General features: G+C 70.1%; 17 protein-coding genes and 3 tRNA genes. 11 read left to right on the plus strand and 9 right to left on the minus strand.

The annotated features are described in order from the left end of the window. Window positions 1-4 precede the first annotated feature (4 nt). Genes V5F49_RS19945 through pabB form a run of 3 tightly spaced genes read right to left on the minus strand, consistent with a single transcriptional unit; the run spans window position 5 to window position 2,740 of the window. A complete protein-coding gene (locus V5F49_RS19945; protein WP_394115023.1) occupies window positions 5-553 on the minus strand; it encodes a GNAT family N-acetyltransferase in 549 nt (182 codons plus the stop codon). Continuing rightward, window positions 550-1,341, minus strand: coding sequence for an aminotransferase class IV (locus tag V5F49_RS19950; RefSeq protein WP_394115024.1), 792 nt, complete (start codon window positions 1,339-1,341; stop codon window positions 550-552). The genes V5F49_RS19945 and V5F49_RS19950 overlap by 4 nt, the downstream gene beginning before the upstream one ends. A gap of 10 nt (window positions 1,342-1,351) precedes the next feature. After that, entirely contained in the window at window positions 1,352-2,740 is a 1,389-nt protein-coding gene (pabB, locus tag V5F49_RS19955; protein WP_394115025.1) for an aminodeoxychorismate synthase component I, read from the minus strand. Between the two features lie 738 nt (window positions 2,741-3,478). On the opposite strand from pabB, the gene V5F49_RS19960 reads away from it, so the two are divergent. Further along, a complete protein-coding gene (locus V5F49_RS19960) occupies window positions 3,479-4,219 on the plus strand; it encodes an AzlC family ABC transporter permease (protein ID WP_394115026.1) in 741 nt (246 codons plus the stop codon). Beyond that, window positions 4,216-4,578, plus strand: coding sequence for an AzlD domain-containing protein (locus tag V5F49_RS19965; RefSeq protein WP_394115027.1), 363 nt, complete (start codon window positions 4,216-4,218; stop codon window positions 4,576-4,578). Before V5F49_RS19960 ends, V5F49_RS19965 begins: the two co-directional genes overlap by 4 nt. 219 nt (window positions 4,579-4,797) lie before the next feature. On the opposite strand, the gene glnA is transcribed toward V5F49_RS19965, so the two are convergent. Both glnA and V5F49_RS19975 read right to left on the minus strand, forming a co-directional pair. Further along, the gene (glnA, locus tag V5F49_RS19970; protein WP_394115381.1) at window positions 4,798-6,207 is read right to left on the minus strand and encodes a type I glutamate--ammonia ligase; all 1,410 of its coding nucleotides are present in this window, start codon (window positions 6,205-6,207) and stop codon (window positions 4,798-4,800) included. A gap of 49 nt (window positions 6,208-6,256) precedes the next feature. After that, window positions 6,257-6,595 carry a P-II family nitrogen regulator gene (locus V5F49_RS19975; RefSeq protein ID WP_394115028.1) on the minus strand — a complete coding sequence of 113 codons (339 nt, stop codon included), beginning with the start codon at window positions 6,593-6,595 and terminating at the stop codon, window positions 6,257-6,259. A gap of 251 nt (window positions 6,596-6,846) precedes the next feature. Between V5F49_RS19975 and V5F49_RS19980 the strand changes: the two genes are divergently transcribed. After that, on the plus strand, window positions 6,847-8,322 hold the full coding sequence (locus tag V5F49_RS19980) for an NAD(P)H-hydrate dehydratase (RefSeq protein WP_394115029.1): 1,476 nt from the start codon (window positions 6,847-6,849) through the stop codon (window positions 8,320-8,322). 691 nt (window positions 8,323-9,013) lie between these two features. Here V5F49_RS19980 and V5F49_RS19985 read toward each other — a convergent pair. After that, a complete protein-coding gene (locus tag V5F49_RS19985) occupies window positions 9,014-10,246 on the minus strand; it encodes a multicopper oxidase family protein (protein ID WP_394115030.1) in 1,233 nt (410 codons plus the stop codon). Between the two features lie 429 nt (window positions 10,247-10,675). Here V5F49_RS19985 and V5F49_RS19990 point away from each other — a divergent pair. The 7 genes from V5F49_RS19990 to V5F49_RS20020 all read left to right on the plus strand — a co-directional run bounded on the left by V5F49_RS19990 (window position 10,676) and on the right by V5F49_RS20020 (window position 18,651). Further along, window positions 10,676-10,760 (plus strand) — tRNA-Leu (locus V5F49_RS19990). A 203-nt stretch (window positions 10,761-10,963) separates the two neighbouring features. Then, on the plus strand, window positions 10,964-12,313 hold the full coding sequence (gene tig, locus V5F49_RS19995; RefSeq protein WP_394115031.1) for a trigger factor: 1,350 nt from the start codon (window positions 10,964-10,966) through the stop codon (window positions 12,311-12,313). An 84-nt stretch (window positions 12,314-12,397) separates the two neighbouring features. Further along, window positions 12,398-13,033, plus strand: a complete 636-nt coding sequence (locus V5F49_RS20000) for an ATP-dependent Clp protease proteolytic subunit (protein WP_394115032.1) — start codon at window positions 12,398-12,400, stop codon at window positions 13,031-13,033. A 413-nt stretch (window positions 13,034-13,446) separates the two neighbouring features. Continuing rightward, a complete protein-coding gene (gene clpX, locus V5F49_RS20005; RefSeq protein ID WP_393982343.1) occupies window positions 13,447-14,715 on the plus strand; it encodes an ATP-dependent Clp protease ATP-binding subunit ClpX in 1,269 nt (422 codons plus the stop codon). A 321-nt stretch (window positions 14,716-15,036) separates the two neighbouring features. After that, window positions 15,037-17,454 carry an endopeptidase La gene (gene lon / locus V5F49_RS20010; RefSeq protein WP_394115033.1) on the plus strand — a complete coding sequence of 806 codons (2,418 nt, stop codon included), beginning with the start codon at window positions 15,037-15,039 and terminating at the stop codon, window positions 17,452-17,454. Between the two features lie 324 nt (window positions 17,455-17,778). Continuing rightward, window positions 17,779-18,057, plus strand: coding sequence for an HU family DNA-binding protein (locus tag V5F49_RS20015; RefSeq protein WP_203192292.1), 279 nt, complete (start codon window positions 17,779-17,781; stop codon window positions 18,055-18,057). Between the two features lie 518 nt (window positions 18,058-18,575). Beyond that, a tRNA-Val gene (locus V5F49_RS20020) sits at window positions 18,576-18,651 on the plus strand. Window positions 18,652-18,998: 347 nt separating this feature from the next. On the opposite strand, the gene V5F49_RS20025 is transcribed toward V5F49_RS20020, so the two are convergent. Continuing rightward, window positions 18,999-19,075 (minus strand) — tRNA-Asp (locus V5F49_RS20025). A gap of 389 nt (window positions 19,076-19,464) precedes the next feature. Further along, a complete protein-coding gene (locus V5F49_RS20030) occupies window positions 19,465-19,815 on the minus strand; it encodes a RidA family protein (RefSeq protein ID WP_394115034.1) in 351 nt (116 codons plus the stop codon). Between the two features lie 464 nt (window positions 19,816-20,279). Between V5F49_RS20030 and V5F49_RS20035 the strand changes: the two genes are divergently transcribed. After that, a complete protein-coding gene (locus V5F49_RS20035; RefSeq protein ID WP_394115035.1) occupies window positions 20,280-21,116 on the plus strand; it encodes an SGNH/GDSL hydrolase family protein in 837 nt (278 codons plus the stop codon). A 6-nt stretch (window positions 21,117-21,122) separates the two neighbouring features. Here the strand turns inward: V5F49_RS20035 and V5F49_RS20040 are convergent, their stop codons facing one another. Continuing rightward, entirely contained in the window at window positions 21,123-21,776 is a 654-nt protein-coding gene (locus V5F49_RS20040; protein ID WP_394115036.1) for an alpha/beta hydrolase, read from the minus strand. Between the last annotated feature and the right edge of the window lie 8 nt (window positions 21,777-21,784).

The raw sequence follows: 21,784 nt of genomic DNA on the forward strand, positions 1-21,784 counted from the left end.
TGCCTCACCCCTGCGGGCGCTTGAGCCGGTAGAGCACCTGCCGGCGCCGGGGGTGGCCGACAGGGATCGCGGGATAGTCGAAGTCCCCATCCATGTCCCGCACCATGCCGAGCCGCTCCATCACCGCCCGGGAGCGGCGGTTGGCGGGGACGGTGATGGCCACGATCTCCTCCAGCCCCAGCGTGTCGAAGCCGTAGGCGAGGGCGGCGCGGGCCGCCTCGGTGGCATAGCCATGGCCCCAGAAGGCGGGATCGAAGCGCCAGCCGATCTCGATCGCCGGGGTGAAGTGCTCCGCATAGGGCACGTGGACGAGTCCGGTATAGCCGGCAAAGGATGTGACGCCCGGCACCTCCGCCACCCACAGGCCGAAGCCGTGGCGCGCGAAATGATCCTCCGCCCGGTCCGCCACCGCATCGCTGGCGGCGCGGTCGGGCACGGGCATCAGGAATTCCATGGTGGCGGGATTGGACTGCATCCGCCACAGGCCGTCGCGGTCTTCCGGCCGCCAGGGGCGCAGCAGCAGGCGTGCCGTGGTGAGGGTGGGCGCCATCATGCCCCCGCGATCACCGTGCGCAGCCGCGCCGCCGCGTCCCGCGCGGGTAGCTCGCGCCCCTCCAGCGCCGCGACGGAGCGGATGCCCAGCGCCGAGGTGAGGAAGATCTCCTCCGCCCGCGCGAGGTCGGCGGCGCTGAGCGGGCGTTCGGCGGCACCTTTCGCGAGCACGGCCGCACGCATGATTCCGGGCAGCACGCCCGCGTCCAGCGGCGGCGTCACCAGCGCACCGTCCAGCACCGCGAACAGGTTGGCGATGGAGGTTTCGGCCACCCCCTCGCGGGTGTTGAGCAGCACCCCGTCGTCCGCCCCGCGCGCCGCCGCCTCCCGCCGGGCGAGGATGTTGTCGAGGTAGTTCAGCGACTTCACCTGCGCCAGCGGCGAGAACTCGTTGCGCCGCGTCCGCTGAACGATCACCAGCCGCGCCGGCGCGGCTGGCGGGGGCAGGGGGGCGGCGGTGATGACGAGGGTGGGCGCCGGCTCGGCCGGCGGCAGCACGCCGCGCGGGCCGACGCCGCGGGAAACGGTGAGCCGCAGCGCGCCGTCGGTGATGGCGTTGGCCTCCGCGGTGGTTGTGAGCGCGGCGGCAAGGTCGAGCGCGGGCAGGGGCAGGCCCAGCACCCGCGCCCCCGCCGCGAGCCGCGCCAGATGCGCCTCCACCCGCAGCACGGTGCCGCCGGCGACGTGCAGGGTCTCGAACAGACCGTCGCCGAGGGTGAAGCCCCGGTCCAGCGGCGAGATGGAGGCCTCTTCCTGCGGGATGATCCGCGTGCCCAGCCACAGCTTCATGGCGCCCTCCTCACGCGGGCTCGCCCGAGAGCGCGCGCAGCATGGGCGCGAGCTTGATCAGGCTTTCCTCGTATTCGTCCGCCGGATCGGAATCGGCGACGATGCCGCCGCCGGCCTGCGTCAGAAGGGTATCGCCCGAACGGGTGATGGTGCGGATGACGATGGAGGAATCCATCGCCCCGTCAAAGCCGATCCATGCCACCGAGCCGCAATAGACCCCGCGCGGAGAGGGCTCCAGCTCGTGGATGATCTCCATGGCGCGGATCTTGGGCGCGCCGGTGATGGACCCGCCTGGAAAACAGGCCTTGAGCAGGTCTACGGGGCCGAGGCCTGCCATCAGCCGGCTTTCCACCACCGACACCAGATGATGCACGCTCGCGAACGTCTCCAGCCCGCACAGCACCGGCACCTTCACGCTGCCCACCTGCGAGACGCGGGAGAGATCGTTGCGCATGAGGTCCACGATCATCAAATTCTCGGCCCGGTCCTTGGGCGAGGCGAGGAGCGCGGCGGCAAGGCGCGCGTCCTCCGCCGGATCCGGGCTGCGGCGGCGCGTGCCCTTGATGGGCCGCGTCTCCACCCGTCCGTCGCGGGAGAGCGAGAGGAAGCGCTCCGGCGAGGCGCTGAGCACCGCCAGCTCCGGCCCGGCCCGCAGGAAGGCCGCGAACGGCGCCGGGCTGATGGACCGCAGACGCGCGTAGAGCGCGAGGTCGTCGAGCCCCGGCGGCACGGGCGCCCGCATCTGGTGGGTGAGGTTGGCCTGAAAGATGTCGCCGGCGCGGATATAGGCGATGACGCGGGCGATGGCCGCCTCCACCTCCGCGCGCGGCTGGTCGGGTGTGAAAGCGCCGCGCAGGGTGAAGTCGGGCGGTGGCGGGACCTGCGGCGCGCGGGCGATGCGGTCCGTCAGCTCGGCGGCGCGGGCCTCGGCCCGGCGGCGGGCGGCCTCGCCCTCGGCCGGGCGGCCGGTGGAGACGATGAAGGCGCGGCGTTCGCGGAGATCGAAGGCGAGCACCGAATCGTAAAGGCCCATCACCATCTCGGGCACCGGCGGATCGGACCGGCGCGGCGCCGGCAGGCGCTCCAGATGCCGGCCGAGCTCGTAGCCGAGATAGCCCATGGCGCCGCCGGTGAACGGCACCGGCCCGTCCGCGCCCGCCCGGACCGGCCCGAGCGCCTGCGCCAGCACGTCGAACGGCGTGCCGGGCAAGCGCACCCCGTTGCGGCGCACGCCATCGCCATCGGCCACGATCACCTCATAGGGATCGACGCCGATATAGGACCAGCGCGCCCGCGGATCGCCTCCGGCGGCGCTGTCGAGGAAGGCGCAGAAGGGCGCATCGGCGAAGGCCTGGAAGGCAGCGAACGGGTCGCGGTACGGAATTTCGACGGTAAGCACGGCGGAGCGACCGGTTCGGGGCTGGTTCGGGGCAGGGCGTTGGGCGTTCGAGGCGTGTGCGCGTTCGGCGTCTGGCGCGTGCGCCCGTGCCCCGGAACGTGACCCGATTCCCTGACAGGCGGACACGCTCCGATGAGCCAAGATGCCGTCCTCCGGCCGCCGGGGCAATCCCGTCGCGCGCAAGGGCCGCAACCTGCCCGGCGCGCGGCGGACGGCGAGGGCGGCTGCGCTGCCTGCCGCTGGGCCGGGGATCATCGTCGCTATGGGGAGGCGTTGATGGCGGGGAATCCGGCTGCGGTTGATCCATTCTGTCCGGCGGTGAACGGATCGGAGGCCGGCGCGCGCTGCCGCCGGACGGGCAGGGGGACCCGAGGGCCGGTGATCCTGTCCGCGTCGCACCCGTTGGCGATGCCGGCAGGTCCGCGGCTTCGCGCGAGCGGATGGGGGTCAAAAAGGCAATGCTGCCGCGTCGCTGGCGAGACTTCCGGTCGCGCCATGCCGACGCAGATTGCCGTGGCCCGGCCGACGACACGGTTCGTGCCCTGCGTCCGTCGCCGGCGGACCACACGTCCGGCTGATCCCGCTGCGTCCAGCCCCGCCCCTCCCGCATGGCCGGGCCGGCGCGTCTGCGCGCGGGCGCATTCCCCATCCCGATCCGTATGCTATTGCAAGGGCCTGCGATGGATCGGCCGAAGCCGGTCCGCGTCTGAGGTCCCGCCCCGAACCTGAGAGCGTCGCGTGTTCGCCCCTCCCTCGTCCGCCGAGCCTACCGATCGTTCGTCCGCCTACTGGTTCGCGCGCGGCATGGGCGCCGGCTGCTCCGTGCCCGCGCTGGTGCTGTTCGCGAGCTATCTTGGCTTTGGCGCGGTGCTGGAGAGCGTGGGCTTCCCCATCGGGGCGGGCCTTGCCTCCACCCTGCTGGTATGGGCGTTGCCGGCGCAGCTGATCCTCATCGGCGGGGTGGCCGCGGGAACCGCATTGCCGGCTCTGGCGCTGGCGGTGGGGCTTTCCTCCATGCGGCTCCTGCCCATGGTGGTCTCCATCGCCCCCTACATGCGCGGCCAGAGCCGGAGCCTGTGGCGCGAGCTCCTGTGCGCGCACTTCGTCGCCATGACGGTGTGGCTGGAGGGCCTGCGCCTTCTGCCTCACCTGCCGGGCACGGCGCGCGAGCCCTTCGTGCTCGGCCTCGGCACCATGCTGGTGGCGGTGAGCCTCGCCGGGACGCTGGCGGGCCATGCCGTCGCCGGCGAACTGCCCGGGCCGCTGGCCGCCGGCCTGCTGCTGCTGACACCGCTTTCCTTCACCATCCTGATGGTGCGCAACGCCACCCTGCCCACCGATTGGCTGGCGCTGGCCGCCGGCTTCTGCATCGCCCCCCTCACGCTGGAGCTGGCCGGCGGCATGGACCTGCTGATCGCCGGCATCGGCGGCGGAACGCTGGCGTTCCTCGGCGGACGGCTGCTGGAGCGGCGGCGATGAGCGGCACCCTGAGCGAGGGCGCGGCGCTGCTGCTGGTGGTGCTGGTGGGCTTCCTGCCCACAGAGATCTGGCGCTCGCTGGCGGTGCTGGCCGGCCGCAACATCGAGGATGGCAGCCCCTTCCTGCGCTGGGTGCAGGCGGTGGCCACCGCGCTGCTCGCGGCCGTGGTGGCGCGATTGCTGTTCGCGCCGGCCGGGGCGCTGGCCGCCGTGCCGCTGGCGCTGCGCCTTGCCGCGGTGGCGGGCGGGGTGGCAGGCTTCGTGCTGGTGCGCCGCTCGGTGTTCGCGGGCGTGCTGGCGGGGGAGCTGATCCTGATCGGCGCCATTCTGGCCGAGGGCCTCACGGTCGCCACCCACTGACCGGCGGGCGCCGGCCTTGCGGCGCGGGCGATCCGCGCGCTGCGCCGGCGCGTCCGGCCTTGCCTTATGCGGTCGTGACCTTCCGGGCGGGTGCGCGCGCTGGGCCTTTGCGCAACGTGCCAGATCCAAAGAAAAAGGGCGCCCCGAAAGGCGCCCCAGGAGGTTCACGCGGTGAACTGGGGACGGAGCCCGGCGTGCGGCCGGGCTCCGCCAAAGTCCTCAGACCGAGTAGTACATCTCGAACTCGACCGGGTGCGGCGTCATCTCGAAGCGCATCACCTCGGTGTACTTGAGCTCGATGTAGGACTCGATGAAGTCCTTCTGGAACACGTCGCCCTTCAGCAGGTACTCGTGGTCCGCGGCGAGCGAGTCCAGCGCCTCGCGCAGCGAGCCGCAGACGGTGGGGATCTGCTTCAGCTCGGCCGGGGGCAGGTCGTACAGGTCCTTGTCCATGGCCTGGCCGGGGTCGATCCGGTTCAGGATGCCGTCCATGCCGGCCATGAACAGGGCCGCGAAGGCGAGGTAGGGGTTCGCGCCGGGATCGGGGAAGCGGACCTCGACGCGCTTGGCCTTCGGGTTGTTGGTGTAGGGGATGCGGCAGGACGCCGAGCGGTTGCGGGCCGAGTAGGCCAGCAGCACCGGAGCCTCGTAGCCCGGGACCAGACGCTTGTAGGAGTTGGTCAGCGGGTTGGTGAAGGCGTTCAGCGACTTGGCGTGCTTGATGATGCCGCCGATGTACCACAGGCAGTAGTCGGACAGGTCCGCATACTTGTCGCCGGCGAAGAGCGGCTTGCCTTCCTTCCAGATGGACTGGTGGACGTGCATGCCCGACCCATTGTCGCCGAACACGGGCTTCGGCATGAAGGTCGCGGTCTTGCCGTAGATGTTGGCGACCTGATGGATGCAGTACTTGTAGACCTGCAGGTGGTCGGCCATGGTCACCAGCGAGCCGAACTTCAGGCCGAGCTCATGCTGGGCGGAGGCCACCTCGTGGTGGTGCTTCTCCACCTTGGCGCCCATGCGGGCCATGGCGGCGAGCATCTCGGAGCGCATGTCCTGTGCCGAGTCGATCGGCGGCACGGGGAAGTAGCCACCCTTGGTCTTCACCCGGTGGCCGAGGTTGCCGCCCTCGTATTCGGTGTCGAAGTTGGTGGGCAGCTCGATGGAATCGAGCTTGAAGCCGGTGTTGTACGGGTCCGCCTTGAAGCGCACGTCGTCGAAGATGAAGAATTCGGCCTCGGGGCCGAAGTAGACGGCGTCGCCGATGCCGGTGGACTTGGCGTAGGCCTCGGCCTTCTTGGCGATGGAGCGGGGGTCGCGGCCGTAGGGCTGGCCGGTGGTCGGCTCCAGCACGTCGCAGACGATGGAGAGCGTGGTCTCCGAGAAGAAGGGGTCGATGCAGGTGGTGGCCGGGTCCGGCATGAGCAGCATGTCGGATTCGTTGATGGCCTTCCAGCCGGCGATGGACGAGCCGTCGAAGGCGGTGCCTTCGGTCAGGAACTCGTCATCGACCATGCTGATGTCGAACGTGACATGCTGCCACTTGCCGCGCGGATCGGTGAAGCGCAGATCGACGTATTTGACGTCTTCGTTCTTGATGGTGTCGAGAACGTCCTTGGCCGTCTTGATTGTCATGGTTTGATACCTTTCTGCAGGCCTTCGCTTCTTATTGGACGCATCAAATCGCGTCGAGGCCGGATTCGCCGGTGCGGATGCGGATCGCCTCCTCGATGGACGAGACGAAGATCTTCCCGTCGCCGATGCGCCCGGTCTGGGCCGCGCGGCGAATGGCGTCGACGGCACGGTCTACCATATCGTCGGCCAGCACGACCTCGATTTTGACCTTGGGCAGGAAGTCCACCACATATTCGGCGCCGCGATAGAGCTCGGTATGGCCCTTCTGGCGGCCGAAGCCCTTCGCCTCGGTGACGGTGATGCCCTGCAGGCCGACGTCCTGGAGTGCCTCTTTGACCTCGTCGAGCTTGAAGGGCTTGATGATTGCCTCGATCTTCTTCATCCGCTCCGTCTCCCCGTGGCCCGGCCGCCGCCGCAGGTCCAGGCCGGCTCCACCTTAAGCAGGATACATGCCATGCCCCGCCTCACGTGGCCATGCCGGGCGGGAGATTGCTGCAACGCCACAGATGCTAACTAAATAGGCTCTGTGACGAAAAAATAGGCGGAGTTCCTCTCCATCATCTGAGTTTTGTGAGCATCATCTGAGCATAATTGGCGGGGGCACCAGTGTACGCACTTCTCGATCCACAGGAAATGGCCCGTGCCGATCACTTCGCCGTCGAAACAGGCACGCCCTCCTTCACGCTGATGGAGCGGGCCGGCACCGCGGTGGCGGATGTGGTGGCGCGGTTTCCGCTGCCGACTCGCGTGGTGGTGCTCTGCGGGCCCGGCAACAACGGCGGCGACGGCTTCGTGGCGGCGCGGGTTCTGGCCCAGCGCGGCTTCCGGGTGCGGCTCGCGCTGCTGGGCGATGTCGACCGCCTCACCGGGGACGCCCGCCGCGCTGCCCAGGGCTGGCGCCGGCCCATCGACGAGCCGGCCGCCCTCGACCTCACCGAGGCGGGGGTGATCGTGGACGCGCTGTTCGGCGCCGGCCTCGCCCGTGATCTCGATGGCGCCGCCAGGGCGCTGGTGGAGCGCATGGCCGCGTCCGGCCGGCCCATCGTCGCGGTGGACCTGCCCTCCGGCCTCGATGGGGCCACCGGCAAGGTGCGCGGCGCGGCGGCGGCGGCGCTGGAGACGGTCACCTTCTTCCGTCGCAAGCCCGGCCACCTGCTGGAGCCCGGGCGCAGCCTGTGCGGGCGCGTGCGGGTCGCGGACATCGGCATTCCGGAGGCGGCGCTGGACGTGATCCGCCCCGCCACCTTCGTCAACATGCCGAACCTGTGGCGCGACGCCTTCCCGGTGCCCGCAACCATGGGCCACAAGTACGACCGGGGCCACGCGGTGGTGGTCAGCGGCGGCCCCTGGACCTGCGGCGCGGCCCGCCTTGCCGCCCGTGGCGCGCTGCGGGCGGGGGCGGGGCTGGTGACGGTGGCGCTGCCGCCGGATGCTTTGCCGCTGCATGGCGCCTCCTACGCCGCCATCATGCCGCGTCCCATGGCCGATGCCGCGGACCTCGCCGCGCTGCTCGCGGACCGGCGGCTCGGCACGGTGGTGGTGGGGCCGGGCCTCGGCGCCGGCGACCATGCGCGGGCGCTGGTGGAGGCGGCGGTGGACGGCCGTCGGCTGGTGCTCGATGCGGACGCGCTCACCAGCTACGCGGGCGTGCCCTGGGCGCTGGCGGCGCTCGCCGCGCGCTCCGCCGGCATGATCGTGACGCCCCACGACGGCGAGTTCGCGCGCATGTTCCGCGGCGATGCGGCGGTGCTCGATGCCCAGTCCAAGCTCGCCCGCGCCCGCGCGGCGGCGGCGCGGCTGGGGGCGGTGGTGGTGCTGAAGGGCCCGGATACGGTGGTGGCCGCCCCGGACGGGCGTGCCGCCATCGCCGAGAATGCGCCGCCCTTCCTCGCCACGGCGGGGGCGGGGGATGTGCTGGCGGGCATCGCCGGCGGCCTGCTGGCGCAGGCCATGCCGCCCTTCGACGCCGCCTGCGCCGCCGTGTGGCTGCACGGCGAGGCCGCGCAATCGGCCGGGCCGGGGCTGGTGGCGGACGACCTGCCCGAGGCGCTGCGCCCCGTGCTCTCCACGCTTTACGAAATGCTCGAACGCAAGTGGGTGCGGATCTGAGGCGCCGTGAATCTCGGCCCTCCGGGGCGGGGTTGGTGCGTGTAGCTCTGAGAGCAGGCGTGGGCGCATCTCAGGCAGCCCCGAGGACGTCTGCGCCAGAGCGGATGCGCCGCTCCCGCGTCGGCACCGGCGGGCGCTTGCGGCGGTGACAGTTCCGGCCGGGCCGCCATGCGGCGCGCTGCTGCACTGGCGCCGCCTTCCGGCGGGCGGTGTGTTCGCGCGTGCTGGGCCGCCCGGCTGCCACGTTCAGGCGGGGCAGGGCTTTGCACGGACGCCGCCGTCCGGTGCGCCGCCTGTCTGATGCCTCTCACGGGCCTGCCGGCGTCCGGGCGCAGGGCTCGGCGCCGGCGCGGCCTTTCGCTGCCCAGTCTGTCTGATCGCTCCCGCGGGATGGCCGGCGTCGTGGCCGGCTCCGGTTTCGGGGCGATGGCCGCGGCCCGAACGTGCACTGTTCGTGACGGGTTGCGGGGCCGCTGCCCGCTCGAGCGGTCCTGCGCGAGCGATGAGGTGCCAGGCGGAGAACGTCGCAGCACCTGCCCAATGCCGGCCGCCTGCCGAGGGGCGCGCCATGCCGTGACGGCACCGCCGCCTCCGCCGCGCCGATGCTGGCCGGCGCGCAGTTCCGTTCGCGCCGGGCGTTACGCGCCGGTGACGGTCCGGCCGGCGCATCCGCTGCGACGGTTCCAAGCCCTCAGGGCGTGACCTCATAGGTGCGCGAGGCGACCACCGCGCCGTCGCCGCCACGTTGGCCGACGATGGACCACGTCCCCAGCAGGCTGGCGCGGAAGGCGACGCGCACCGTGGCCTTGGCGGGAACGGGCACGGTGTCGTGCCACCATGGCTTCCAGCCGTCGTCGAGCCCGTCCAGCAGGCGCACGGGATGGCCGGCGATATGCACCGCCACCGGCGCGTCGAGGCTGTTGGCGAGGGTGAGCACCACGCTGCGCCCCACCTTCACCGAGCCGAGCGGCGGCGCCCCCGGCGTGGCCTTCTCGCCGATGGGCAGTTCCACCCGCAGGGCGTCCTTCAGCGGGATCTCGGCCGGCAGGTCGTTCGGCGGCAGCGGCGCCGGCGGGCCGGCGGGCGGCGTGCCGGCGGGGCCGACGGGCGTCACCACCGCGAGGCGGATGGGGTCCTGCGTGGTCTCGATCTCGATGATGGAGGCATCGGCGTCGTCGAGCGTCGCGGCCACGTCCACCCGCCCGCCGGGGGCGAGATGCACGCGACCGTCCTTCAGCTCGAACGGCTCGGCCACCGGCTGTCCGTCCACGGCGATGGCGTAGCTCGCCGGGCCGCGGATGCGCAGGCGCAGGAACAGCGGGGTCGCATTCACCAGCCGCAGCCGGGCGCGGCCCGAGGCCGGGCCCTGAAGGGTGGGGGAGATGGCGCCGTTGACCGGGAAGATCGGCAGGCCGGTCTCGGGCGGGAAGGTCTGGATGAACAGCACGTGGTCGGCCGTGTAGGCGGCCGGGCCGGGCTCCTCCACCACCAGCGCGCCGGCGAGCGCGCGGCGGGCGAGGGCGGGGGCGGCGGCGTGGTACCAGAAGGTGCCGGCATCGGGCGGGGCGAGGCGCAGCGTGGCGCTCTTGCCGGGGTCCACCGGCGTCGTGCCGGCGCTGGCCGGCAGGCGCACACCCTGCCACATCAGGGAAAAAGCTTCGCTCAGCCCGTTGGAGAGCGCGACCGACAGCTCCGCGCCCTTGCGCACCCGCAGCACCGGGCCGGGCAGGGCGCCATTGAACAGAGCCAGCGGCCCCTGTCCGGCCAGCTCGGGCAGGCTGCCCGGCGCGGCGGCGAGCGCTGCCGCGGGCGCGGCGGCAGGGGCCTGGGCGAACGCCGGAAGCAGGACTGTGCCGAGCTGGCTGGCGGACAGGACCGCGGCACCCTTGAGGATGGTGCGTCGGGAGGGAATCGGCGTGGTCACGCGGCATCTCCTGGCGAGGTGCGAGACCATCATACGCGCCCGTAAAAAGGGCAAGCGCCTTTCCACCGCCACAATCGCCGCAGCGGCGGCCGGCATGGGGGCGTCCCTGCGGCATGCGCGGCCGCGCGACGGGACAAGGCGCCGCATCGCCTCGCAGGCGCGGGGCGATGCGTTTGGATCGGGCCTCCGCGGCCGTTGCGGGGCAGGGGGCGGGGCAGGTGGCGGGCGCCATTTTCTTGCTGCACGCCCGCGTGTCCATGATATAAGCCGCGACCCGATCCGCGCGTCGCACCAGCGTGCGCGCGTGGATTCCGTGAAGCGGCGTGCGTCCCCGGCGGACCGCGCCCGGGGGCTTCCCCGGATGCGACGCGCGGGACGCGGCCCGGCTCATGCGGGCCTGTCGCGCGTGCCCGGCGGCGCGGGTGCCCTGCGGGCGTGGCGGAACTGGTAGACGCGCGGGATTTAGGTTCCCGTGACGCAAGTCGTGGGGGTTCGAAACCCTCCGCCCGCACCATGGTTCCGTCGCGCGCAGGGCGCACGGGTGGCTTCCGGCGCGCTCAGGGCGCGGGGGTGCCAGTGTCCGGGCCAGGGCGCGGCTTGCGCAGCCTCCGGTCCGGACGACACGCGCCGCGCGCCATGGCCTTGCGGCCGGGCGTTCGCGGCGAAACCGTTTCTAGCTCTCCGCGCCATGCGGGACGAGGATGTGAAGGCAAGACGATGCAGGTGACCGAGACCCAGGCCGATGGCCTCAAGCGCGCGTTCCGTGTGGTGGTGTCCGCCGCCGACCTCGACGCCAAGGCCGACGCCCGGCTGAGCGAGCTCAAGGGCCAGGTGAAGCTGAACGGCTTCCGCCCGGGCAAGGTGCCGGTCGGGCACCTCAAGCGGGTGTACGGCAAGTCCGTCTATTCCGAGGTGATCGAGCAGACGGTCAACGAGACCAACAGCAAGATCGTCGAGGAGAACGGCTTCAAGCTCGCGCTCCAGCCCAAGGTGAAGCTCTCCGACGGCCAGCAGGGCGAGACCCTGCTCGACGGCGGCAAGGACCTCGCCTACGACGTCGAGATCGAGATCCTGCCGAAGATCGAGCTCGGCAACTTCAAGGACATCTCGGTGGAGAAGCCGGTGGTGGAGGTGACCGACGCGGAGGTCGACGAGACCGTCCAGCGCATCGCCGACGCCAACCGCCCCTTCGCCACCAAGGAAGGCCCGGCCGCCGACGGTGACCGCGTCACCATCGACTTCACCGGCTATGTGGACGGCGAGAAGTTCGCCGGCGGCGAGGGCACCGACATCGATGTGCTGCTCGGCTCCAAGGGCTTCATCCCCGGCTTCGAGGAGCAGCTGGTCGGCGCGTCCGCCGGCGAGAGCCGCACCCTCAACGTGACCTTCCCCGAGGCGTATGCCGCCAAGGAGCTGGCCGGCAAGGCGGCGACCTTCGAGGTGACGGTGAAGTCCGTCGACGCGCCCGGCGCCGTGGCGCTGGACGACGAGTTCGCCAAGACCCTCGGCCAGGAGAGCCTCGAGAAGCTCAAGGAGACGGTGAAGGGCCGCATCGCCCAGGAGCATGCCGGCGCCGCCCGCCAGAAGGTCAAGCGCGCCCTGCTCGACGCGCTCGACGCCAGCCACAAGTTCGACGTGCCGGAAGGCCTCGTGGACCAGGAGTTCCACGGCGTGTGGAGCCGGGTGAACGAGGATCTCGCCGGCCAGGGCCGCACCTTCGCCGACGAAGGCACCACCGAGGACGAGGCCCGTGCCGACTACCGCAAGATCGCCGAGCGCCGCGTGCGCCTCGGGCTGGTGCTTGCGGAAATCGGGGAGCGGAACAATATCCAGGTTTCCGACGACGAGGTGACGCGCGCGGTGGTGGAACGGGCTCGCCAGTTCCCCGGCCAGGAGCAGCAGGTGTGGGAATATTACCGCCGCACCCCCGAGGCCCTGGCGTCCGTCCGCGCCCCCCTGTTTGAGGAGAAGGTCATCGACTTCCTCCTGGAGCTCGCCAACGTGACCGAGAAGACGGTCACCAAGGAGGAGCTCTACAAGGAGGCGGAAGACGAGAAGGCGGCCTGAGGCTTGGGGTCGCTTTCGTCCTGCGACGATATTGCGCGGCACGCCGGATACGGCGTGCCTCCACCCGCGCCCTGAGGACTGAAGATGCGTGATCCTGTCGATACTTATATGAATTACCTCATCCCCATGGTGGTCGAGCAGACCAACCGTGGCGAGCGGTCCTACGACATCTTTTCCCGCCTCCTGAAGGAGCGCATCCTGTTCCTTACCGGCCCGGTCGAGGACGGCATGGCCACGCTTGCGGTGGCGCAGCTGCTGTTCCTGGAAGCGGACAATCCGAAGAAGGAAATCTCGATGTACATCAACTCCCCCGGGGGAGTGGTGACGTCGGGCCTCGCCATCTACGACACCATGCAGTTCATCAAGCCGGCGGTGTCCACGCTGTGCATCGGCCAGGCCGCCTCCATGGGCTCCCTGCTGCTGACCGCCGGCGAGAAGGACATGCGCTTCGCCCTGCCGAACGCCCGAATCATGGTCCACCAGCCGTCGGGCGGCTTCCAGGGTCAGGTGACGGACATCATGCTGCACGCGCAGGAGATCCTGAACCTGAAGAAGCGGCTGAATGAAATCTATGTGAAGCACACCGGCCAGCCGCTGAAGGCCATCGAGGACGCCCTGGAGCGCGACAATTTCCTGACCGCCGATGCGGCCAAGGAGTTCGGGCTGATCGATTCCGTGATCGACAAGCGCCCCACGGACGAGACCTCCAAGGCGGCGTGACGACGGCGGGTGGGGCCATGCGTTCTCGCATTGCCCCACTTGCGTGCGGTGCAAGATCGCGCTTGCATGTCGTTAAGCCGGCATCGGATGCCGCAATGTCGGCCCCCGCTCCCACAAGGGCGGGGGCCGTTGCGTTAAGGGGTCTTCACCTTTCGGCAGGGACCCGCGGCACACGATGTGGCAGACGGCGCGACGAGGGCGCGCGGCATTGCCGGCGAACGCATTTCCGGCAAGCCGCCTTCTGGGGAATGTCGCTTCCCCGCCTTGATCGTGACGCCTCGGGGTGATTGGCTCTCATGGACCGATCACCGTTTCGGGAGTGGCGAGGTTTTTGCTTCGTCCATTCCCCATATGTGACGCTAGCGAGACGGGCGCCGCGTGTGTCCGGTTCGGTAGATCGTTAGGAGACGAAGATGAGCAAGACCGGCGGCAGCGACAGCAAGAACACGCTTTATTGCTCGTTCTGCGGCAAAAGCCAGCACGAGGTCAGGAAGCTCATCGCCGGACCGACTGTGTTCATCTGCGACGAATGCGTCGAGTTGTGCATGGACATCATCCGGGAAGAGTCCAAGTCCTCTCTGGTGAAGTCGCGGGATGGCATCCCGACCCCGAAGGAGATCCGCAAGGTCCTCGATGACTACGTCATCGGCCAGGACCATGCGAAGAAGGTGCTCTCCGTGGCGGTGCACAACCACTACAAGCGCCTCAACCACGCCACCAAGCACGGCGACGTGGAGCTCGCGAAGTCCAACATCCTGCTGATCGGCCCCACCGGCTCCGGCAAGACGCTGCTCGCGCAGACCCTGGCGCGCATTCTCGACGTGCCCTTCACCATGGCCGACGCCACCACGCTGACCGAAGCCGGCTACGTGGGCGAGGACGTGGAGAACATCATCCTCAAGCTGCTCCAGGCGGCCGACTACAATGTCGAGCGGGCGCAGCGCGGCATCGTCTACATCGACGAGATCGACAAGATCAGTCGCAAATCCGACAATCCGTCCATCACCCGCGACGTGTCGGGCGAGGGCGTGCAGCAGGCGCTGCTGAAGATCATGGAAGGCACGGTGGCCTCGGTCCCGCCGCAGGGCGGCCGCAAGCATCCCCAGCAGGAGTTCCTGCAGGTGGATACCACCAACATCCTGTTCATCTGCGGCGGCGCCTTCGCCGGCCTCGACAAGATCATCTCCTCGCGCTCGAAGGGGTCCACCTCCATCGGCTTCCAGGCCAAGGTCGCCCCGCCGGAGGATCGCCGCCCCGGCGAGGTGTTCCGCGAGGTGGAGCCCGAGGATCTGCTGAAGTACGGCCTCATCCCCGAGTTCATCGGCCGCCTGCCCGTGCTGGCGACGCTGGGTGACCTCGACGAGGAGGCGCTGAAGAAGATCCTCTCCGAGCCCAAGAACGCGCTGGTCAAGCAGTACCAGCGGCTGTTCGAGATGGAGAACGTGGACCTCACCATCCACGAGGAGGCCCTCGGCGCCATCGCCCGCAAGGCGATCGAGCGCAAGACCGGCGCCCGTGGCCTCAGGTCCATCATGGAAGGCATCCTCTTGGACACCATGTTCGATCTCCCCGGTCTGGAAGGGGTCGAGGAAGTGGTGATCTCGCGGGAGGTCGTCGAGCAGAATGCGCGTCCGCTCTATATTTACGCGGACCGCGTCGGCGACGCCGGCGCCAGTGCGTGACGGCTCCAGATCCAGCCCGCTCCCCCGGCCTCAGGGCCCGGGGAGCAGCTGGGGCTTGGGTGACGAAGGGGGGAAGACGGTTGGGGTCCCGGCCCTGATCCGCCCTCTCCCGGGTGACGTAATAGAGTTGCCCTTGAAACGGGCAGGTTGCGTGTCCATCTACTTTCCGAAAGTCCCGGTCTCGGGGGTCGGACCTCGTGTCTCCTGCGGCTTCAGCCGCTTCAGCATTGAAATTCCACGCCCGTCTCCGGCCGCGTGCACGCGCGGCAACGCATCTTTGCGCCCAAATCCAGCGCGTGCACTTCTTGAAAGGATTGCGTCATGACGAGCCAGAAGCCGCGCCCGCCGCTCGTTGCCGGAGTGTCCCAGACCTTCCCGGTTCTGCCCCTTCGCGACATTGTGGTTTTTCCCCACATGATCGTTCCCCTCTTCGTCGGTCGCGAGAAGTCCATCCGCGCCCTCGAGGAAGTCATGCGCGGCGACACCTACATCCTGCTCGCCACGCAGGAGAACGCATCCGATGACGATCCGGCCCCGGAGGCCATTTTCTCCGTGGGCACGCTCGCCACCGTGCTGCAGCTGCTGAAGCTCCCCGACGGCACCGTGAAGGTGCTGGTGGAAGGCGTCAGCCGCGCCCAGGTGACCCGCTATACCGAGCGGACCGACCTCTACGAGGCCGAGGCCATCTCCCTGTCGGAGGAGGCCGGCGACGCCGTCGAGGCGGAGGCGCTCGCGCGCTCGGTGGTCACCGAGTTCGAGAATTATGTGAAGCTGAACAAGAAGGTGTCGCCCGAGGTGGTGGGCGTCGTCGGCCAGATCGACGACCACTCCAAGCTCGCCGACACGGTGGCCTCGCACCTCGCCGTCAAGATCGCCGACAAGCAGGGCGTGCTCGAGACCCTCAAGGTGTCCGACCGCCTCGAGAAGGTGCTCGGGCTGATGGAGAGCGAGATCTCCGTCCTGCAGGTGGAAAAGCGCATCCGCACCCGCGTCAAGCGGCAGATGGAGAAGACCCAGCGCGAGTACTACCTCAACGAGCAGATGAAGGCGATCCAGAAGGAGCTGGGCGACGAGGACGGCCGCGACGACCTGCAGGAGCTGGAAGACCGCATCAAGCGCACCAAGCTCACCAAGGAAGCCCGTGAGAAGGCGACGCACGAGTTGAAGAAGCTCCGCCAGATGTCGCCCATGTCCGCGGAAGCCACCGTGGTGCGCAACTATCTCGACTGGCTGCTCTCCATCCCGTGGAACGTGAAGAGCAAGGTCAAGAAGGACCTGAACTACGCCCAGGAGATCCTCGACAGCGATCACTACGGCCTCGACAAGGTCAAGGAGCGCATCGTCGAGTACCTGGCGGTCCAGAGCCGCGCCAACAAGCTCACGGGGCCGATCCTGTGCCTCGTCGGCCCGCCCGGCGTCGGCAAGACCTCGCTCGGCAAGTCCATCGCCAAGGCGACGGGGCGCGAGTTCGTGCGCGTGGCCCTCGGCGGCGTGCGGGACGAGGCGGAGATCCGCGGCCACCGGCGGACCTACATCGGCTCCATGCCGGGCAAGGTCATCCAGTCCATGCGCAAGGCCAAGAAGTCGAACCCTCTGTTCCTGCTGGACGAGATCGACAAGATGGGCGCCGATTTCCGCGGCGATCCGTCCTCGGCCCTGCTCGAGGTGCTGGATCCCGAGCAGAACTCGACCTTCAACGACCACTACCTGGAGGTGGATTACGACCTCTCCAACGTCATGTTCGTGACCACGGCCAATACGCTGAACATCCCGCCGGCCCTTCTGGACCGCATGGAGGTGATCCGCATCGCCGGCTACACGGAAGACGAGAAGGTGGAGATCTCGCGCAAGCACCTGATCCCCAACTCCCTCGCCAAGCACGGCCTGACGCCCAAGGAGTTCGCCATCGACAACGAGGCGCTGCTCACGCTGGTCCGCCGCTACACGCGGGAAGCCGGCGTGCGCAACCTGGAGCGTGAGATCTCCACCCTCGCCCGCAAGGCGGTGAAGGAGCTCATGCTCGCCAAGAAGAAGTCGGTGAAGGTCACGGCCAAGAACATCGAGGACTTCCTCGGTGCGCCGCGCTTCCGCTACGGCGAGATGGAGACCGAGGACCAGGTGGGCGTCGTCACCGGCCTCGCCTGGACCGAGGTGGGCGGCGAGCTGCTCACCATCGAGGGCCTGATGATGCCCGGCAAGGGCAAGATGACGGTCACCGGCAACCTGCGCGACGTGATGAAGGAGAGCATCTCGGCCGCCGCGTCCTACGTCCGCTCGCGGGCGGTGGACTTCGGCATCGAGCCGCCTCTGTTCGAGCGCCGCGACATCCACGTCCACGTGCCCGAGGGCGCGACCCCGAAGGACGGCCCGTCCGCCGGTGTCGCCATGGCCACGGCCATCGTCTCGGTGATCACCGGCATCCCCGTCCGTCGCGACGTGGCCATGACCGGCGAGATCACCCTGCGCGGCCGGGTGCTGCCCATCGGCGGCCTCAAGGAGAAGCTCCTCGCTGCCCTGCGTGGTGGCATCAAGAAGGTGCTGATCCCCGAGGAGAACGCCAAGGACCTGGCGGATATTCCGGCCAACGTGAAGAACGCGCTGGAGATCGTGCCCGTGTCCCGCATGGACGAGGTGCTGGCCAACGCGCTGGTCCGCCCGCCGGAGCCCATCACCTGGGAGGAGCGTCCCGTGAACGCGCCCGTGGGTGACGAGGATGCCGCCGGCGTGGTCGCCCACTGACCCTGATCCGGCCGGATTGCCCGCAACCCGGCCGGATTGCTTGATTTTTTGACGTCCTTCCGGGGGCGCGCCGCCACCGATCCGCACCATGCGGGCGGTGTGCGGCGCGCCCTCAATGTTTTCAAGGGGTTGCCTTGCATTTGGGCAGTCGCATCCGGGTCGCCGACCCCCCGGTCGTTCGCAGGCGCACAGCTGGAAATCGTGCATTGGTGCGGGTTTGACGCGGATCGCGCTTGCAAATGCCGTATTTTCCGTGATGCTCGCGCCGTTCGTCAGGGCTCGTCCCTGCACGATTCGTGTTCTGACAACGGAAGGAAAGGTCAGATGACCACCAAGAACGAACTGATCGCTGCGGTGGCGGAAGAAGCGAAGCTGACGAAGACGGCTGCTGCTGCGGCTGTCGACGCCACCTTCGACATCATCGCCAAGGCGCTCAAAGAGGGCGAGGAAGTCAAGCTGATCGGTTTCGGCAGCTTCTCCGTGGTGACGCGCGCTGCCCGCGAAGGCCGCAACCCGCGCACCGGCAAGCCGGTGAAGATCAAGGCCTCCAAGGCCCCCAAGTTCACCCCCGGCAAGGGCCTGAAGGAAGCCGTCAACGGCTGATCGACCTTCGGGTGACCTGAACGGCCTCCCGGACGCTCCCGGCGCGCGCGCCTTCGCGCGGCTGGAGCGTCCCCGAGGCCGCGGGGATACGTTTCGGGACAGCGGCTTCCGGCAGCCCAGGCGTTGCGGACGCGGCTTGCGCGAGAGGCGCTGTCCCTCTCCCTGCCAGACCTCCTCTCCCGCCGCGCCACTTGGTCCGGATGCTCGTGGCGGCTACCGGAGGGCGAGATCGGCCCGAAGAAGGGCCGCCTTTTCCAATTCTCTCTTCTGGACTTCGCGCACGGTCGCTGATGCAGGTCGCGGCCCGGCGAACAACTGGCGCCGTGGTGGGCGATGCCTGGGAACGATGCCTGCGGACGATGCTTGCGGACGATGCCTGCGGACCGGGCTCCGCGGCCGGCCCGCGCAGGCCATCGCGTGGACAGCCCTGCGCAGGCGATCCCGCACGGGCCTTGCCGCCCGCCGCGCGCCGGACTATAGCGCCAACACTCCGCCACGCGCGGCACGCGTGTGGCCTCGGGCGGTTAGCTCAGTTGGTAGAGCATCTCGTTTACACCGAGAGGGTCGGCGGTTCGAGCCCGTCACCGCCCACCAGGCCGCCAGCCGGCCCCAGAATTCTTCCCGCTCTGTCTCCGCGTTGCTCCGGCCCGCCTGCGGGCGGGAGGCGTGTGCCTGACCGCGGCGCGGTCCGGGCGATGCCGGCAGGGCGGCGGTGTCGCGAAATCGTCCTCGGGCGCGCTCGCGTGCGGCGGCAGCCGGGATGTCGTCGCTCCCGAAGCTGCTGCATCTACGCGCGGAAGTCCGCGCACGAACGCGCGTCAGTTGCGTCGTCGCCAGTCCGCGGCAGGCGAAGGCGAGGTCGCCCCGTTCAGGGGCGGAAGCGCTTTGCGCAATCAGCGGCGCAGGGCGCGACGGGATATGGCTGAGAATGTTCGATGAGATGGCGGGAGTGACGGGGCTCGAACCCGCGACCTCCGGCGTGACAGGCCGGCGCTCTAACCAACTGAGCTACACCCCCGGAGCGGCGCCGGAGTGAACCGTGCCGCCGAAGAGAGCCGCGTGGTACGGCACGCCTTTGCGCAAGTCAAGCAAGACGCGCAGATTTTGCGCCGGACTTGTCCACAGGCAGTCGGCAAACTGTTTCCCGGCAATGCTTTGCGAGGAGAGCAGACCGGCTTGCGCGGCGCTCGCCCGGCGCCGGAATCGCGCGGCGCCGCCGCCGGCACGGAATCGGTTCGGCCATGGAGCGGGAGGCGGGCAGGGCGCGCGCCGGAAGCTGTGTCCGACCGGGCATCGCGCGCGAGGGCTGCGGCGCGGATCGGCGATTGCGCTGGCGGCGCGGTGAGGAGGACCCGTGGAATGGGGCTGCGAAGCGGGGCGGGCATGGCTGCCCGCCCCGCGCGCGTCTCAGGCCTTCACGGCCGCGGTGATGATGATCTCGACCTTGTAGCCGGGGGCGGCAAGGCGCGCCTCGCCGGTGGCGCGGGCCGGCGCGCCGTGGCCGGCGATCCAGGCGTCCCACACCGCGTTCATCTCGGCGAAATCGTTCATGTCGGCGAGCCAGATGATGGCGTTGAGCAGGTGGTCGCGGTCGCTGCCGGCCTCGGCCAGCAGCGCGTCGACCTGCGCCAGCACGGCGGTGGTCTGGGCCGTGACGCTCTCGCCCGGCGCCGCCACCTGGCCGGCCACATAGACGGTGTTGCCGTGGACCACGGCCTGGCTCATGCGGGGGCCCTGGTGCAGTCGGGTGATGCTCATGATGGACAGGTCCTTCAATGGGGCGGAAGCGCCCGTCGTCCGGCGCGAACGGCCGGCCGCGCACCGCTTATAGGCTCTTGGCCCCGCGCACCAGAACCGGCCGGCATTTCCGTTCGGCCGCGTGGAGCGGCAACTGCCGGCCAGATGCCGGAGGCGAGGCATGGCCGCACCGGGCTGGACGGAGCCTGTTGGGGAAGGGGGACCCTCGCATGGCGTGCCGGCGATGGCCGGGGACACTGGCGCCGTGATCTCGCACGGGCCGGCCGGCAGCCCGGTTCAGATGGGACAACGTGCGGCTCCGGCCCGTTCGTGTGCGCGTCCGTTCGGGTGCGCGGCGCGTCATGCGCGGGGAGCGGGCGGCGGGTCTGCGGCTGGGGCAGGGGCTCCCCTGCGTGATCGTCGCTTGCATTCGGCAGGCGGGGCGGCGAGTGTGCGCCCCGTCCCGCCTTCCAGCCCGTGCTGCCATGTCCATGACCGTCCGCATCCGATCTGCGCGCCCCTCCCTCCGCCGCGGCCTTCTGAGCTGCGCGCTCGCCGCCAGCCTTCTTCTCGCCGGCATGCCTGGCGCTATGGCCTGCCCGGCCAGCGGGCGTCCCTCGCCGCTGGTGCTCACCAAGGGCGCCAAGGCGCTGCGGGAGGGCGCGCCGCTGCGAATTCTGGCCATCGGCTCGTCCTCGACGGCTGGCGCCGGTGCCTCCAGCGCGGATGCCAACTATCCGAGCCAGCTCGCGCGCCGGCTCGAGACGGCTTTTGGCCCGGGCCGGGTGGAGATCACGAATGCGGGCGTCTCCGGCGAGACCGGGCCCGGCACGCTGCGCCGCCTGCAGTCCTTCATGGCCAACCCGCCGGCGCCGGACCTCGTGATCTGGCAGGTGGGCACCAACGACGTGATCTTCGGCGGCGATCCGGCCAGCCTGCGCCAGCTGGTGACGACCGGGCTCGACGCCATCAAGGCCACGGGCGCGGCGGCGCTGGTGATCGACCAGCAGTATTTCCCCGGCATCGGCAATGCCGAGCGCTACGAGGCGTTCGTGGCTGCGGTGGATGGCGCGGCGGCGGCGCGCGGCGCCTCCGTCATGCAGCGCTACCGCATGATGAAGCAGTGGGCGGCGCAGGATCCGCAGGGTTTCAAGGCGAGCCTCGCCTGGGACAGCTTCCACCAGGGCGACAAGGGCTATGCCTGCCTCGCCGAGCTGATCGCGCCGGCCATCGTCAGCGGCGTCGCGGCCGCCGGGGGCTCCTCGGCGAAGCCGAAGGCGGCGCCGTCGCCACGAGCGGACGCCGGCGCCCCCCTGCGCTGAGCCGCGTCAGGCGGCTTCCCGCCGGCCGGCGGCGGCGAGGAAGTCCCGCGCGGCGGCGATGTCGGCCTGCATCAGCCCGTGCCCGGCGGGCAGCACCTTGTGCTCCACCTGCGCGCCGCGCGCGGTGAGCTGGGCGGCAAGGCTCGCCGAGTTGGCGCGCGGCGCGATGGGGTCCATGGCGCCGGAGAGCATCAGCACCGGCGTGCCCGGAAGGTTGCCGGCCGGCGGCGCCGAGAGCGGCACCATGGCCCGCAGCAGCACCGCGCCGGAGAGCGCCTCCGGCCGCAGCATCAAGAGCGCGGCGGCGATGTTGGCGCCGTTGGAGAAGCCGAACGCCACCGGCGCCGCGATGCCGTAGCGCGTGCGGGCGGCGGCGATGAAATCCGCCAGCTCGCGGGCGCGGCGCACCACGTCCTCCTCGTCGAACACGCCTTCCGATAGGCGGCGGAAGAAGCGCGGCATGCCGCCCTCGCTCACCTTGCCGCGGGGCGAGAGCAGGGCCGCGCCGGGGGCGACCGCGTGGCCGAGGGGGATGAGGTCCTCCTCGTCGCCGCCTGTGCCGTGCAGCAGCAGCAGCGGGGCGGCGCCGGCATCGGTGCCGGGGACGAAGCGATGGATGAAGTCGGGCGCGCCATCGGCGCCCGCAAGCGTGTGGGCCATGAAAGCCT

Origin of the sequence: Xanthobacter lutulentifluminis, assembly GCF_043194675.2 — a bacterium.
Classification (GTDB): domain Bacteria; phylum Pseudomonadota; class Alphaproteobacteria; order Rhizobiales; family Xanthobacteraceae; genus Xanthobacter.

What these genes read in the sequence shown, in the direction of transcription:
- V5F49_RS20030 (WP_394115034.1), bottom strand. Translation starts at nt 19,815, where the DNA reads ATGAGCATCACCCGACTGCACCAGGGCCCCCGCATGAGCCAGGCCGTG.
- V5F49_RS20000 (WP_394115032.1), top strand. Translation starts at nt 12,398, where the DNA reads ATGCGTGATCCTGTCGATACTTATATGAATTACCTCATCCCCATGGTG.
- V5F49_RS20015 (WP_203192292.1), top strand. Translation starts at nt 17,779, where the DNA reads ATGACCACCAAGAACGAACTGATCGCTGCGGTGGCGGAAGAAGCGAAG.
- tig (WP_394115031.1), top strand. Translation starts at nt 10,964, where the DNA reads ATGCAGGTGACCGAGACCCAGGCCGATGGCCTCAAGCGCGCGTTCCGT.
- V5F49_RS19950 (WP_394115024.1), bottom strand. Translation starts at nt 1,341, where the DNA reads ATGAAGCTGTGGCTGGGCACGCGGATCATCCCGCAGGAAGAGGCCTCC.
- V5F49_RS19965 (WP_394115027.1), top strand. Translation starts at nt 4,216, where the DNA reads ATGAGCGGCACCCTGAGCGAGGGCGCGGCGCTGCTGCTGGTGGTGCTG.
- V5F49_RS19980 (WP_394115029.1), top strand. Translation starts at nt 6,847, where the DNA reads ATGGCCCGTGCCGATCACTTCGCCGTCGAAACAGGCACGCCCTCCTTC.
- V5F49_RS19945 (WP_394115023.1), bottom strand. Translation starts at nt 553, where the DNA reads ATGATGGCGCCCACCCTCACCACGGCACGCCTGCTGCTGCGCCCCTGG.
- clpX (WP_393982343.1), top strand. Translation starts at nt 13,447, where the DNA reads ATGAGCAAGACCGGCGGCAGCGACAGCAAGAACACGCTTTATTGCTCG.
- V5F49_RS19975 (WP_394115028.1), bottom strand. Translation starts at nt 6,595, where the DNA reads ATGAAGAAGATCGAGGCAATCATCAAGCCCTTCAAGCTCGACGAGGTC.
- V5F49_RS20035 (WP_394115035.1), top strand. Translation starts at nt 20,280, where the DNA reads ATGTCCATGACCGTCCGCATCCGATCTGCGCGCCCCTCCCTCCGCCGC.
- lon (WP_394115033.1), top strand. Translation starts at nt 15,037, where the DNA reads ATGACGAGCCAGAAGCCGCGCCCGCCGCTCGTTGCCGGAGTGTCCCAG.
- V5F49_RS20040 (WP_394115036.1), bottom strand. Translation starts at nt 21,776, where the DNA reads ATGGCCCACACGCTTGCGGGCGCCGATGGCGCGCCCGACTTCATCCAT.